The organism is Microcoleus sp. S13_C3 (assembly GCF_036700905.1).
Taxonomy (GTDB): Bacteria; Cyanobacteriota; Cyanobacteriia; order Cyanobacteriales; family Microcoleaceae; genus Microcoleus.
Window position 1 is genome coordinate 1 of the sequence record NZ_JAUBPT010000200.1, and the last position, 12818, is coordinate 12818.

Sequence of the window (12818 nt, forward strand, 5' to 3'; positions counted from 1 at the left end):
TTGTTGATTTTGTAAATCAAATCTTGAGTGTTTACTTATCTTAACATGATTTGGTTTTTTTACGCCTACCTACTTACATATTATCTAATTATTAACGTAAAATTTAGCTCACACCTGGCAAGGAATTAGCCAAACTCCCGGTGTCTGTGGGGGTGATGCTTGTATGAGAAATACTCGCATTCCTGTTTGGGAACTGGTGAGCTTTCATCGTTTGGGTATGAACGAGTCTCGACTCCAGGCGATCGCACTATAATAGTAAATACATACATATAGCCTTTCTCAGTAACATGAGGTGCTCATAGGGCATAGGGCATGGGCATAGGAAGGAGCCCGTATACCTCACAACGCTTGAGAACCGCTATATTTCATAAATACCAAAATTTCTATGAATATCAAAGAATTAGAAGCGCAACTTCTGGCCTTAACGCCAACCGAAAAAGCTCAAATCATCCAATTATTAACCCAAAACTTAGCCAACAACTGGCAAGGAATTAGCAAAACTCCCGGTGTCTGTGGGGGTGATGCTTGTATCAGAAACACTCGCATTCCTGTTTGGGTACTGGAAAGTTTTCGTCGTTTGGGCATGAACGAGTCTCGACTCTTAGATAACTATCCCACACTAACCGCTACTGATTTAGCAAATGCCTGGACTTATGCGGCAGCTTTTTCCGATGAAATTGAAATAGCTATCCGCGAGAATGACGAGGATTAAGATGATGGCGCGTCTTTATGGTGACGAACAATTTCCCAGAGAGGTTGTAGAATTGCTGCGCCAGATGGGGCACAATATTCTGACAGTACAAGAAGCCGGAAAAGATAACCAAAAAATTCCTGACGAAGAAGTGTTAGCTTTTGCAGTCAGTGAAAATCGAGCTGTTTTAACTCTAAATCGCCGTTATTTTATTAGACTGCACAGCTTAGAGTCTGACCATGCTGGAATTATTGTCTGTAAGGCAGACCAGGACTTAGCAAGAATGGCGACTAACATTAATGAAGCTATTTCCTCACTTGCAACATTAACAGGTCAATTGATTCGCGTCTATCGTTCTGGGTCGCCATCTATATCTTAAGCGATCGCCACAAAGTAAACTACAGCAATCTCAATCCGAAAATCACTGCATCGGTTTGATTGCTGGCTAGATGCCATCGCCGATATTTCCCGCTGAAAAAACCTAGGAGGCGACTAAAACAGGGCACTCTGAAATCCGGCAAACATTGGACACAGTTGGCTGGTGGGAAACGACTCGCACTTCGTGGGAATAGCGGGGACGGGGGTCATTTTCTAACCAGATGGGCGGTACCATCATCACTTCATAGTAAGCGATCTTATGCAAAACCCCGGGCTGGGACTTCAACTCCACTGTCAAGCCCGCTCTGTACTCAAATGCTTCTTCCCAGTCTAGGTTTTCATTGATACCCATAGCGATCGCGCCTCTTAATCTTGTTTCTTTTGTCCATTGTAGAGCGGTGCATAAAAGATTGGGTACTTTCTGTTGCTTATGATACAATTTTTAACCTTATATGTTAGACCCCTGACAATTTAACAGAGAGGAGCAATTGTCAATAAGTAAATAGGATGATTTTGCTGACGGGTGACAAGTAAGCAGAAAAGCTAGGCTTGACAAGAGTTGGAGTTGAGATGTCTCAAAAAAAATAGGGGCGATGGAACCGCGCAGACGTTTATGACACAAAGGAAGAGAACCGAAGAGAATTTTAAGGACGGAAGTACAAACCAACTTTTGCCAGCTTGTCTAGTATTTTATAAATAAAGAAACTCCGTTTTTTTAATAAACCGGGTTTCTGGGATGAGTGAAAACTAAAATAATTTCACTTGGTTTTCTACTTTGTCGCTGTCGCCGTATTTTTAGCAAGCGAGATCCTGCTTCATTTCTTTTTGGCAGATGTCTAATACTCAAAGTAAAATATGGCATAATATAAATATTAGTTTCATAGCTTTGCACCTATGACCGCCCAAATCACCCTAAATCTGCCAGATGAAGTCTATCACCAAGCAGAATTGCTAGCGCAGCAACGCCACCGCACCGTGAGTGAGATTCTAGTAGAAACTCTGGAAAATTTTCTCTTACCAACCGCTAAACCAGTATCAGCACTGTCTGATTCAGAAGTAATCACTCAGACTCAACTCCGGCTGCAACCACTCCAAGAACAACGATTGAGTGAATTGCTAGACCGCCAACAATCCGGTACGATCGCATCTGTAGAACTGGCTGAATTGCAGGGCTTAATCCACATATATGAAACTCGACTATTGCGACAAGCTCAAGCCTTAAATGAAGCTGTGCGGCGCGGCTTGATCGAACCATTAAAAGGATAAGGAAAATGGCGATTTCCGAACAAGTGCGATCCAGAGTTCGCGCCCAAGCTCAAAATCGGTGCGGTTATTGTCGCAGTTTACAAATGTATGTCCTGGGAATATTGGAAATTGACCATATTATTCCTAAAGCGATTGGCGGTACTGACGAGGAAGAAAATCTCTGGCTGGCTTGTAGTCTGTGCAATAATTACAAAGGAACCCAAACTGACGCATTAGATCCGGTCACGCAAAAGCACGTTAAGTTGTTTAATCCGCGCACTCAACAATGGTCACAAAATTTTGCTTGGAGTGAAGACGCTACAGAAATTATTGGACTTACAGATTGCGGCCGCGCAACAGTAACAGCACTACAACTAAACAATCCTATTGCTGTTACTGTCAGGCGTCAGTGGGTTAGTGCTGGATGGCATCCGCCCACAGACATTTCTCCTTAAAAGGTTTGAGGGTCACAAATGGTCGATCGCGCATATCGCCTTTGTTGCGGCCCAGGAGATTTTAGATCAGGGCGAGGTCAGGAATAGGGTGGGTGGTACGATTGATCGCGCAAATGATATCAAACTGACTAATTTAACTGAAATGAATACTGAGTCAGTGCAAATTATGTAAAAAAGAGCGATCGCACTTTCATCGAGATGTTGAAAAAAGTGCGAGATCCTTTCTATTTTCTTACTTAAGCTGTCGCGCATTTAAATTGTATATTCAGGGCGGGCTAGACGCCCAACCCCTACTCCCCACAAGACTTTAATTGTTTTTGACATACAATTTAAATACAGAACAGCTTACCTGCACCAACAGTTAGAAAGTCCCACTGATTCTTTTTAACCATTGATTGCCATCAGGTGTTTTTCCCGTAACACCGAATTCATCTTTTATGGGAGTAGTATTAGTCATGAAAGTACCATCTGGCTTGAGCCTGATTCCGTAAAACTTTCTACACTCTTCGCGCCATACATTGGCATTGGGTGTCGTTCATGTGGCACCAAATTGATCCGTTACAGGAGTCTTTGATTGAGCATTAGCTGGCAGAGATATACTCAATATTAAGAGGGCAATACTACCAACAAAAAACTTGATACTTCATAAGATTGCGAATTCCTTTCTCAAGATATTGACAAACAGACTTTGACTGGTTGGAAATTGGTACTGGGTACTTGATGATGATTCGAGCTTTACAAGATTATATTGAGTAATAGTATTTTATCTTGTGGAGCTTGGTCAACAAAATTTATAGAATTTTCTTGTAAATACACGATTATCCGATATTCAGACATGGCGTTTTCACGCTTGCCAGCGTCTCCGCGCCACCCGTGAACTCCTTGGCATGACTCAAGAGCAGGTCATTGAGCAGTTAGAGATCAACTACGACATCACCATGAGCCAGCAGACGTTCTCTACTATCGAACACGGCAAGCGCAAAGTAGACGCCGAGAGGGAGTTACCCGCCTTCGCCGCCGTCTACAGCAAACCTATCGATTATTTCTACGAAACCCTGGAATTGCCCGCCGCCGCACCCCCACCCGCACCCGCACCCAACCGTCGCTCAGTCGTCACCGTTGACATGGAAGCCCTGACTCAGCGCGATAAGTTAGAATTAGCAGCAGAATTAATTCACAACGTTTTGCAAGAAACCTAACTAGCAGAGACAATTTAGCAAACCAGTTAATCCTGTTTTTGCTCCCGTTATTGTGTCATTCCAAGTCATAAAGCAATTGATGCCATACAATATTAAATACATACCTAATTCATAAATCAAATAAGCTCTATGACAATCCCAGAATTAGAAGCGCAACTCAAGGCCTTAACGCTAAGGGAGAAAGCAGAGGCAATTCGTATCTTAACCCAGAGTCTCAAAAACAGCGGACGCCCGATTACAAAAACTCCCGGCGTGATGGGCGGCGATGCTTGTATTGACAATACTCGCATTCCCGTTTGGTTGCTCGCAAGCTATCACAATGACGGCGCTACCGATGCTTTTATCCTAGACTGCTATCCCCATCTCAGTGCTGCTGATTTGGTAAATGTTTGGGCTTATGCTGAAGCTTATCCTGACGAAATTGAGGAAGCAATTAGACTGCAAGATGAGGCAGACGAAATATTAGATACACCTGAAAATATCAAATAAACCTATGGCGCGTCTCTACGCAGACGAACAATTTCCTCGGCAAGTCGTGCAAAACCTGCGGTCTTTGGGGCATGATGTCCTGACTGTTCAAGAAGCAGGAAATGCTGGACTACCTGATGAGGATGTATTAGCATTTGCCATCATTGAAAATCGGGCTGTTTTGACCGTCAACCGACGGGATTTCTTTCAACTGCACAAGCTGCAACCTGACCACTATGGTATTATTGCCTGCACGCGAGATGACGATATTGCTAGACTGACTGCTAATATTAATGATGCAATATCTACTGCTGAGACATTGACGAAAAAAGTGATTCGAGTCTATCGTTCTGGACCGCCGTCCATATCTTAATTGCATTCAAGAGACCTTATGCCCTACTATACTCAAGCCGAATTTTAAGGACTGAAGTCCTTACTACAAACCTAAATTTGTGCAGTATTTTACCAACAAAAAAACCGGGCGGGCACGGGGACACCGCCCCTACACCGTCCGGGTTTCTCGATCAGTGAAAACTAAACTAAAATCACGTTGTCTTCTTCTTAGCCGCAGTCGCAGTCGCAGCCTTCTTAGTCGTGGTTTTCTTCGCCGCAGTGGTTTTCTTCGCAGTAGTTTTCTTCTCTGCAGTCTTCTTCGCCGCAGTCTCCGACTTCGCCGCCGCAGTCTTAGTTGACTTCTTCGACTTGCTGCTAGATTTTCCGCCGCCCGCTGCTTCCTTCGCTGCTAACAAATCCAGTGCTTTTTGTAAGGTGAAATTCTCCACAGATTCATCCTTAGCCAAAGAAGCATTGATATCGCCGTGTTTGACGTAGGGCCCATAACGGCCGTCGTAAACATTGATAAGTTCTCCCGATTCTGGATGCGCGCCCAATTCCTTCAAAGGTTTAGCTGTTTTGCTGCTGCCGCGGGCGGCTTTCGGCTGCGATAACAATTCTAATGCCCGATCGAGCTCGATCGTCAAAACATCATCCGGCGGTTTGATCGATCGATAATCTTTCCCCACCTTACCCTGGTCATGCACCACATAAGGCCCATACATCCCCAAATTAGCTTGCACCTTCGCCCCCGTCTCCGGGTGAGTGCCCAACAAGCGGGGTAAAGTCAACAAACTCACCGCCATATCCACCGTCACGCTATCCTTATCCGTCCCCTTCGGTAAAGAAGCCCGCTTCGGTTTCTTGTTCGTTTCCGAAACATCCCCTAACTGAACGTATGGCCCATAACTGCCAATCAGCACATAAATCGGTTCCCCGGTTTCCGGGTGAAGACCCAATTTTTCCGGGCCTTCCATTTTTTGCTTTAACAGAAACTCCACTTGGTCCGGGTCTAAATCGGCCGGCGTCAAATCTTGGGGAATCGATGCTTTTACCAGGCCTTCTTCGCTTTCCGATTCCAGGTATGCGCCGAATTTGCCGATGCAGACTTTAGCAGAAATATTCTCCAGTACCACAGTTCGGGCAACTTTCGCATCAATCTGACTTTCCTGTTCTTTAACTTGGGTTGCGAGTCCGGTTTCCCCTGTATAAAACTTTTGCAAATACGGCAGCCATTTCGCTTCGCCGGTGGCAATTTCATCGAGGGTTTGTTCCATTCGGGAAGTAAAACCGGTGTCTACTAAATCGGGAAAATGTGTTTCCAATAAAGTCGTGACGGCGAAAGCGGTGAATGTCGGAATTAGGGCATTAGCTATTAATTTCGCGTATCCCCGATCGACAATTGTCCCGATAATACTCGCATAGGTACTCGGACGGCCCACACCTTCGCTTTCCAGCATTTTCACCAGAGAAGCTTCCGTATAGCGGGCGGGAGGTTGAGTTTCGTGCCCAACTGCCTCTAAATCCTTACAATTAGGTTTATCCCCCACCTTCAGCGCCGGCAAAATCACCTCTTGGTCTTCCAACGCCGCATTCGGATCGTCGGAACCTTCCACGTAGGCCCGCAAAAAGCCTGGAAAATCAATGCGTTTCCCGCTGGAACGGAAACCGGCATCTTCTACCTGAGTTAATACAGTGACGTGAGTTTGGCGGGAATCGGCCATTTGAGAAGCGACAGTCCGCTTCCAAATCAAATCATAGAGGCGGAAATCAATGCCATCCAATCCCGTTTGCTGCGGAGTCCGAAAAGTGCTGCCGGCGGGACGGATAGCTTCGTGGGCTTCCTGGGCGCCTTTGCTTTTCGTGGTGTATTTGCGCGGTTGGGGGCTGAGGTATTCGCTGCCGTAAAGTTCTTGCACGCAACTGCGCGCCGCTTCTAAAGCCTGTTCGGACAAATGCACCGAATCCGTCCGCATATAGGTGATAAAACCGCGTTCGTAGAGACTTTGGGCAATTCGCATGGTTTCCCGCGCACCCAGCCTCAGCTTGCGGTTAGCTTCTTGCTGCAAAGTCGAGGTCGTAAACGGCGGCGACGGTTTGCGGGTGACTGGCCGTTCTTCAATATTCCCGACAGTCCAGGGTTTGTTTTGAATGCGTGAGAGTAAAGCCCGCGCCTGTTCTTCGTTGAGCAAAAGTACACGGCGGCCTGCGATAATTTGCCCGGTATTTTCATCAAAATCGCTGCCATTTGCAACTTTTACATTGCCGACAGTCACGAGTTTGGCATCAAAGGAAATTTTGCCCTTTTCCAAAAGCGCTTTTAAATCCCAGTAACTACCTTGGCGGAAAGCGCGGCGTTCCCGTTCCCGGCGCACCAACAGGCGTACAGCGACTGACTGTACTCTACCGGCGGACAAACCCCAAGCGATTTTTTTCCACAGTAGCGGAGAGAGTGTGTAACCGACGAGTCTGTCGAGAATCCGGCGAGTTTCTTGCGCTTGTACTACTCGATTATCGATATCGCGGCAGTGAGTTAAGGCGTCGCGGATAGCTTCGCGGGTGATTTCGTGAAACACCATCCGCTTGATGGGCACTTTGGGTTTGAGGATTTGCAGCAAATGCCAGGAAATGCTTTCGCCTTCCCGGTCTTCGTCAGTGGCTAGAATCAGTTCGGTGGCGTCTTTGAGGGCGTCTTTGAGTTCTTTAACAATTTTCTTTTTATCTTTCGGGATGACGTAGAGGGGTTCAAAGTCTGCTTCCACGTTTACGCCCAGTTGCGCCCATTTTTCTCCTTTAACGGCTTCTGGTATTTCTTCGGCGGAGGATGGTAGGTCGCGGACATGGCCCATCGATGCCTCTACACGGTAGGTGGAGGGCAGGAAGTTGCGGATGGTGCGGGCTTTGGTAGGAGATTCGACGATGACTAAGGTTGACATGGCATCTTTTAAATATGGATGGCAGCGCAGCTAGAGGGTCTAAGTTAGAGAGTTTAGGTCAGATGTCAAGGCTTCTTTCAACTTTGGGCGATTATTTTCAAACTACCTTAATTTTTAACTTACTGCCGATCGGGTGGCAGGTGACAAGCTGATGGGATTTTACTGCTTTCGGGGCAGAGGCTGCGAATCGCGTCTCTACAAGATGCACTCTTTGGATGACCTGACTTTAGCAGAATTGTCGCTAACTGGATGTTGAGACTGCTGGACGCGGGCGGATGGTTCCTCAATCTAGTTGTAACTTGAAGGCTGGGGCAACCGATTTTAGATTTTAGATTTTAGATTTTAGATTGGGAAAGATTTACTGAGTAGAGGTTTGGGATTATCGATCGGGCGATCGATTTTAGATTTTAGATTTTAGATTTTAGATTGGGAAAGATTTACTGAGTAGAGGTTTGGGATTATCGATCGGGCGATTTTAGATTTTAGATTGTAGATTTTAGATTGGGAAAGATTTACTGAGTAGAGGTTTGGGACTTTGGTACAGTACGCTGTGCAGCATCAGCGTGGCGATCGGAAGGAAAGCCATCACAGAGGGTTAAAATTACTTGAGCGATCGATCATTTCTATGAACAATGCTATGACATTTGAATTCGACCATCTTTTCATCCTTACTGATATTGGTGCTTCGGAAGCTAATCGTTTATCATCCTTCGGTTTAGTTGAGGGTGCATCTCGCATTCATCGCGGACAAGGTACAACCAATCGCTCTTTCTTTTTCCATAACGCAATGTTGGAATTGTTATGGATTCACGATCCAGAAGAGGCGAAGTCTGAGCCAATTCATCTAACTCGTCTTTGGGAGCGATCGACAAATCGGAATAATGGTGCGTGTCCATTTGGCATCTGTTTGCGTCCAGCCAAAGGTTCTGAAGACACAGTTGCATTTTCTAGTTGGGCATATCGTCCACCTTATTTATCTGAAACGATGAGTATCGCAGTAGGAACAAATAGTGATGTTTTGACTGAACCCATGCTTTTCCAAATTTCCTTTGGTAAACGTCCAGATCAATACTTGGCCCAGAAGTCACAGCCTTTGGAGCATGGTGTTGGTTTACGTGAAATTACTCGCGTAGAATTAGTCAGTCCTGCTGCCAATAATCCGTCACCTGAACTTCAAGCAGTGCTTGAGACAAATCAGCTAAAGTTACGGATAGGAACCGAGTATTTTGTGGAGCTGGGTTTTGATGGAGAAGTGCAGGGACAACAGGTAGATTTTCGACCGGGATTGCCGCTTATTATCAGTTGGTAATCTCAAGCAGTCAAACAATTAATAATATGGCTTCAGTATCGAACGATCTGCGCTCGTTCGTACAGAAGGCGGACTGACAAGTTCAGGAACATTAGAGGTCATTGAGAATTTTCCAAGTTTGCTGAGTAAACTAGAGATATAGTAACCCCCAATTTATTGAGGACTGGAAAATGGAGAGAATTACTGACCTGCCTGGGTATCGCATAACAGAACAACTCTATGCAGGATCTCGGACTCTAGTCTATCGAGGTGTTCGGGAGTGCGATCGGACTCCAGTCGTCATCAAACTGCTGCGAAACGAATACCCCAGCTTCAGCGAACTGCTGCAATTCCGCAACCAATATACCATCGCCAAAAATCTACGTCTGCCTGGAGTGGTTGAACCCCTCGATTTAACACCTTACAAAAACGCCTATGCTTTGATAATGGAGGACTTTGGAGGAGTTTCCCTGTCTACGTATCTCCCGGCCGCAACTGATAAAAACCAACCCGATAAATCTCTATCTTTAGAAAACTTTCTCAACCTAGCCAGGGAACTAAGCTGTGTTGCATCTAGATTGCCTATGGTATTAGAGAGGGAGAGGGGGAGAAGAGGAGAGGGGGAGAGGATTTGACGATTTTTGATGGGGACTCGAAATATACAATTTAAATGCACCACAGCTTAGCAAATATTCTCCACTCTCTCTACCAAAACCGAGTTATTCATAAAGATATCAAACCCGCCAATATTCGGATTAACCCACATAGCAAACAAATTAAACTCATCGGTTTCAGAATGCACACAGAAAGAGGCTGTGGTCAGTCTGAGGAAAAGTTTTCTAAAGCCTTTCGTTCGAGTCCTAAGCTGAGCGCGCTCGCCGGGAGCATCTGATATTTGTAAAAACACTTCTTCGGACTCCTTTCTTCTTCCTCTTTCCTTCTGCCTCCTGCCTCAAAACTCCCATTTCTAGCGGAGGGCTGCTTTCATTGAGATGCTGCCGCGATTGCCCGGTGACAGTAGGCATCGCTTATATGCTCAAACTCGTCCACTTGGTAGATGACAAAATCCACGCCCGCAGCACTGGAAGAAGTCGGGAATCTAACAGCCATCACATTTTACATTTAATTAAGTTGACCTACTTATCGAAACTCATGAAATCACAGTATCGATCGTCAACCAGTCTAATCCTGCTCATCCTCCTAATCCTGAGTTATGCAGGTAACTACTTCAGCATTCCCATAATTTTTCATCTAGACTGGCTATTTGGCAGTGTGTTTACCATGTTGGTTGTGAGACTGTACGGATGGGGCTGGGGGACGCTATCAGGGGCGATCGCGGGTTCCCACACAATCCTACTATGGAAACATCCCTACGGCTTTATCCTGTTTACCCTAGAAGCATTTTTTGTCGGCTGGGGATTGCGACGGCGCAGCAATAACTTACTTCTGCTCGACGTGATTTATTGGGGATTAATTGGGTTTCCCTTGTTGTGGTTACTATATGCTGGCGTTGGCAAGATTGAACCCAGTTTAGTGCTATTTATGTCACTAAAAAACCCAGTCAATCTAATTTGTAACGCCCTAGTGGCAAGTTTAATTCTAAATCATACCCCAATTGCTCAGTGGAGCGGTCGTTCCCCAGCAACGAAAATCATGAGTTTTGAGCAAACTCTCTTGAATTTGTTCGTTACTTTTGTGTTTATCCCAACTGTCATCCTGACGATTTGGAACTGCGATGGGGCTACCGTTCAGCAAGAACGTTATATCTTAGCAAATTTAAACTCTACCACCAAGAGTATAAGCAGAGAACTGCGGAACTGGCAGCAGCGTAGCCAAAGCATGATGGCCGAACTGGCAGTCATTGCCAAGAATAGCAATTTGTCTCAATCAAATGCCCTCCAAAAATCCACTGAGTTAGTCGAGCAAGCCTTTCCAGAATTCCGGAATATTTACATCACTGATACTCAAGGAAAAATCATTGTGTCAGCTATTTCCACAACGTCTAGCGAACTGGAAAGATTAAAATACGATTCCTTTCTGATGGAGAAGAAGCCCAAACTTTCTGACAGTATATTGCTCGATCGCACTAACTTCTCTAGCATGATTCAAAGCGTTCCCATCTTGGAGGACGATCGTCTGGTGGGTCAGGTATTGGCAGAAATTGATGTTAATGCACTCGATCGGTGGTTAACCCAGAATTATCCAGCCTACACAGATCTGATTACCGTGCTGAATTCGCAGCAGCAAGTGATTCTCAGCACTCGTCAGGATCTCAAGTTATTACAACCATTCGATCACAATGATAATGGCAAAATACAGCAAGTAGATGACACTACCCACCGTTGGATTCCCATTGTTCAAAATATGCCGAAGGCGGTACGCTGGCGAAAATCGTTCTATGTTCAGAAGGCAACGATCGGTGATAATTTTCCCTGGCAATTAGTCGTCGAAATGGCTAGTGCTCCCCATCTAGTTCTCTTAAATAGACTTTACACAAATAGTTTTGCAGTCTTGACTGCGATCGCGATGTTGACACCCCTGCTGACTAAACTTATCAGCCACCGTCTAATTCAACCTTTGCAGCAACTGACTAACTTTACCACCAATTTACCAAATAAGCTGATTGAACGTAAAGAATTACAATTACCCATCAGCCGAGTAACCGAAATCAATGTCCTGACAAACAACTTCCAAATCATGGCAGGTGCTCTCCAGGAGAAGTTCCAAGAAATTCAGTATGCCAGCCAAGAAATTCAGCAAGCCAAAGAAGTAGCAGATGCGGCTAACAAGGCTAAAAGCGAATTTTTATCAAAAATGAGTCACGAATTGCGAACTCCCCTCAATGCAATTCTCGGCTTTACCCAAGTGTTAGCCCGCGACTCATCCTTGTCTCACATACAGCAGGGACAGATTGGCATCATTAGTCGTTCTGGCGAGCATTTGCTGACGCTGATTAATGACGTGCTGGAAATGTCTAAAATCGAGGCAGGTCGGATTACCTTAAATCCTACTAGCTTTGACCTGTATCATTTGCTCCATTCTCTCGAAGAAATGATCAAACTCAAAGCTGATTCAAAAGGTTTAGCACTTAGCTTACACATCAATTCTAATATCCCTCAGTATGTAAAAACTGACGAAAGTAAATTGCGTCAAGTCTTGATTAATCTGCTAGGAAATGCGATAAAGTTTACTACGAAGGGAAGTGTGACACTTCGGGTGGCAGCAATTAGTGCGAAACAAAAGTCCCCAACAGACAACGAACCACGGACTATTACGTTTGAAGTGGAAGACACGGGCCACGGCATTGATCCTACTGAGGTAGATTCTCTATTTGAGGCTTTTGTACAAACTGACGCGGGTCGGAAATCTCAAGAAGGAACTGGCTTGGGTTTACCCATCAGCCGACAATTCGTACAACTGATGGGAGGAGACATTACCGTCCGCAGTACCTTGAATCGAGGAACGATTTTAGAACTGACGCAGCAACCGGGTTGAAACGCCAAAATACGTCATTTCAGGCATGAGTCAACCAAAAACTCGATTGGTTTGATTAGCGGGCGTCATGAGTGGAAAAATAGTTAGTGCTGGACGCACGGGCGGCTATCCATCGGTTGTTTTTCACGAAAATAGTTCGTTGCAGACCGCCAAAACGCTAAAAAAACCTGGTTTGAGATACCAGTTCCCAAAAAAATGCAACGGCAGACAAATTCCAAGCCCTTACAGAATCAGTCTTTCCCACTTCTTTAATTCTAGGACTTACGCATTGACAAAAAATATCATCTATGTATTCTAGACAATGCCATGACTGAATCGGTTTGCCAAAAT

The 12818-nt window shown here is 45.2% G+C and carries 12 protein-coding genes and 1 pseudogene; 11 read left to right on the forward strand and 2 right to left on the reverse strand.

Features of this window, described 5'->3' with window-relative positions:
* Positions 1-124 precede the first annotated feature (124 nt).
* The 3 genes from QUA16_RS32700 to QUA16_RS32710 all read left to right on the forward strand — a co-directional run bounded on the left by QUA16_RS32700 (position 125) and on the right by QUA16_RS32710 (position 1070).
* Positions 125-253, forward strand: a complete 129-nt coding sequence (locus QUA16_RS32700) for a DUF433 domain-containing protein (RefSeq protein WP_333108481.1) — start codon at positions 125-127, stop codon at positions 251-253.
* Positions 254-385: 132 nt separating this feature from the next.
* Positions 386-712, forward strand: a complete 327-nt coding sequence (locus tag QUA16_RS32705; RefSeq protein ID WP_333108469.1) for a DUF433 domain-containing protein — start codon at positions 386-388, stop codon at positions 710-712.
* Positions 699-1070 carry a DUF5615 family PIN-like protein gene (locus QUA16_RS32710; RefSeq protein WP_445252219.1) on the forward strand — a complete coding sequence of 124 codons (372 nt, stop codon included), beginning with the start codon at positions 699-701 and terminating at the stop codon, positions 1068-1070. Before QUA16_RS32705 ends, QUA16_RS32710 begins: the two co-directional genes overlap by 14 nt.
* 102 nt (positions 1071-1172) lie before the next feature.
* Here QUA16_RS32710 and QUA16_RS32715 read toward each other — a convergent pair whose 3' ends face one another.
* Positions 1173-1508 carry a hypothetical protein gene (locus QUA16_RS32715; protein ID WP_333181649.1) on the reverse strand — a complete coding sequence of 112 codons (336 nt, stop codon included), beginning with the start codon at positions 1506-1508 and terminating at the stop codon, positions 1173-1175.
* Positions 1509-1963: 455 nt separating this feature from the next.
* Between QUA16_RS32715 and QUA16_RS32720 the strand changes: the two genes are divergently transcribed.
* The 5 genes from QUA16_RS32720 to QUA16_RS32740 all read left to right on the forward strand — a co-directional run bounded on the left by QUA16_RS32720 (position 1964) and on the right by QUA16_RS32740 (position 4809).
* The gene (locus QUA16_RS32720) at positions 1964-2335 is read left to right on the forward strand and encodes a hypothetical protein (RefSeq protein WP_333108471.1); all 372 of its coding nucleotides are present in this window, start codon (positions 1964-1966) and stop codon (positions 2333-2335) included.
* A 5-nt stretch (positions 2336-2340) separates the two neighbouring features.
* Positions 2341-2769: an HNH endonuclease signature motif containing protein gene (locus QUA16_RS32725; RefSeq protein WP_333108472.1), complete on the forward strand. Its 429-nt coding sequence runs from the start codon at positions 2341-2343 to the stop codon at positions 2767-2769.
* A gap of 827 nt (positions 2770-3596) precedes the next feature.
* Positions 3597-3968, forward strand: a complete 372-nt coding sequence (locus tag QUA16_RS32730) for a helix-turn-helix transcriptional regulator (protein ID WP_333108483.1) — start codon at positions 3597-3599, stop codon at positions 3966-3968.
* A gap of 129 nt (positions 3969-4097) precedes the next feature.
* Positions 4098-4457 (forward strand): DUF433 domain-containing protein, encoded by a 360-nt coding sequence (locus QUA16_RS32735; protein WP_333108473.1) that lies wholly within the window; start codon positions 4098-4100, stop codon positions 4455-4457.
* 4 nt (positions 4458-4461) lie between these two features.
* Complete coding sequence (locus QUA16_RS32740) at positions 4462-4809, forward strand: DUF5615 family PIN-like protein (RefSeq protein ID WP_333108475.1); 348 nt, start codon at positions 4462-4464, stop codon at positions 4807-4809.
* A 172-nt stretch (positions 4810-4981) separates the two neighbouring features.
* Here QUA16_RS32740 and topA read toward each other — a convergent pair whose 3' ends face one another.
* A complete protein-coding gene (gene topA, locus QUA16_RS32745) occupies positions 4982-7705 on the reverse strand; it encodes a type I DNA topoisomerase (RefSeq protein WP_333108476.1) in 2724 nt (907 codons plus the stop codon).
* Between the two features lie 535 nt (positions 7706-8240).
* Here topA and QUA16_RS32750 point away from each other — a divergent pair.
* From QUA16_RS32750 to QUA16_RS32760, 3 genes and pseudogenes are all read left to right on the forward strand, one after another.
* The gene (locus QUA16_RS32750) at positions 8241-9014 is read left to right on the forward strand and encodes a hypothetical protein (protein WP_333108477.1); all 774 of its coding nucleotides are present in this window, start codon (positions 8241-8243) and stop codon (positions 9012-9014) included.
* 170 nt (positions 9015-9184) lie between these two features.
* Positions 9185-9786 (forward strand): annotated as a pseudogene (locus QUA16_RS32755) (protein kinase); the annotation flags it as partial.
* 218 nt (positions 9787-10004) lie between these two features.
* Entirely contained in the window at positions 10005-12488 is a 2484-nt protein-coding gene (locus tag QUA16_RS32760; RefSeq protein ID WP_333108479.1) for an ATP-binding protein, read from the forward strand.
* Positions 12489-12818 lie beyond the last annotated feature (330 nt).

Bases quoted from the DNA above. Each gene is read 5' to 3' on its own strand.
- QUA16_RS32705 (WP_333108469.1), top strand. From the start codon at position 386: ATGAATATCAAAGAATTAGAAGCGCAACTTCTGGCCTTAACGCCAACC.
- QUA16_RS32710 (WP_445252219.1), top strand. From the start codon at position 699: ATGACGAGGATTAAGATGATGGCGCGTCTTTATGGTGACGAACAATTT.
- QUA16_RS32720 (WP_333108471.1), top strand. From the start codon at position 1,964: ATGACCGCCCAAATCACCCTAAATCTGCCAGATGAAGTCTATCACCAA.
- QUA16_RS32725 (WP_333108472.1), top strand. From the start codon at position 2,341: ATGGCGATTTCCGAACAAGTGCGATCCAGAGTTCGCGCCCAAGCTCAA.
- QUA16_RS32735 (WP_333108473.1), top strand. From the start codon at position 4,098: ATGACAATCCCAGAATTAGAAGCGCAACTCAAGGCCTTAACGCTAAGG.
- QUA16_RS32740 (WP_333108475.1), top strand. From the start codon at position 4,462: ATGGCGCGTCTCTACGCAGACGAACAATTTCCTCGGCAAGTCGTGCAA.
- topA (WP_333108476.1), bottom strand. From the start codon at position 7,705: ATGTCAACCTTAGTCATCGTCGAATCTCCTACCAAAGCCCGCACCATC.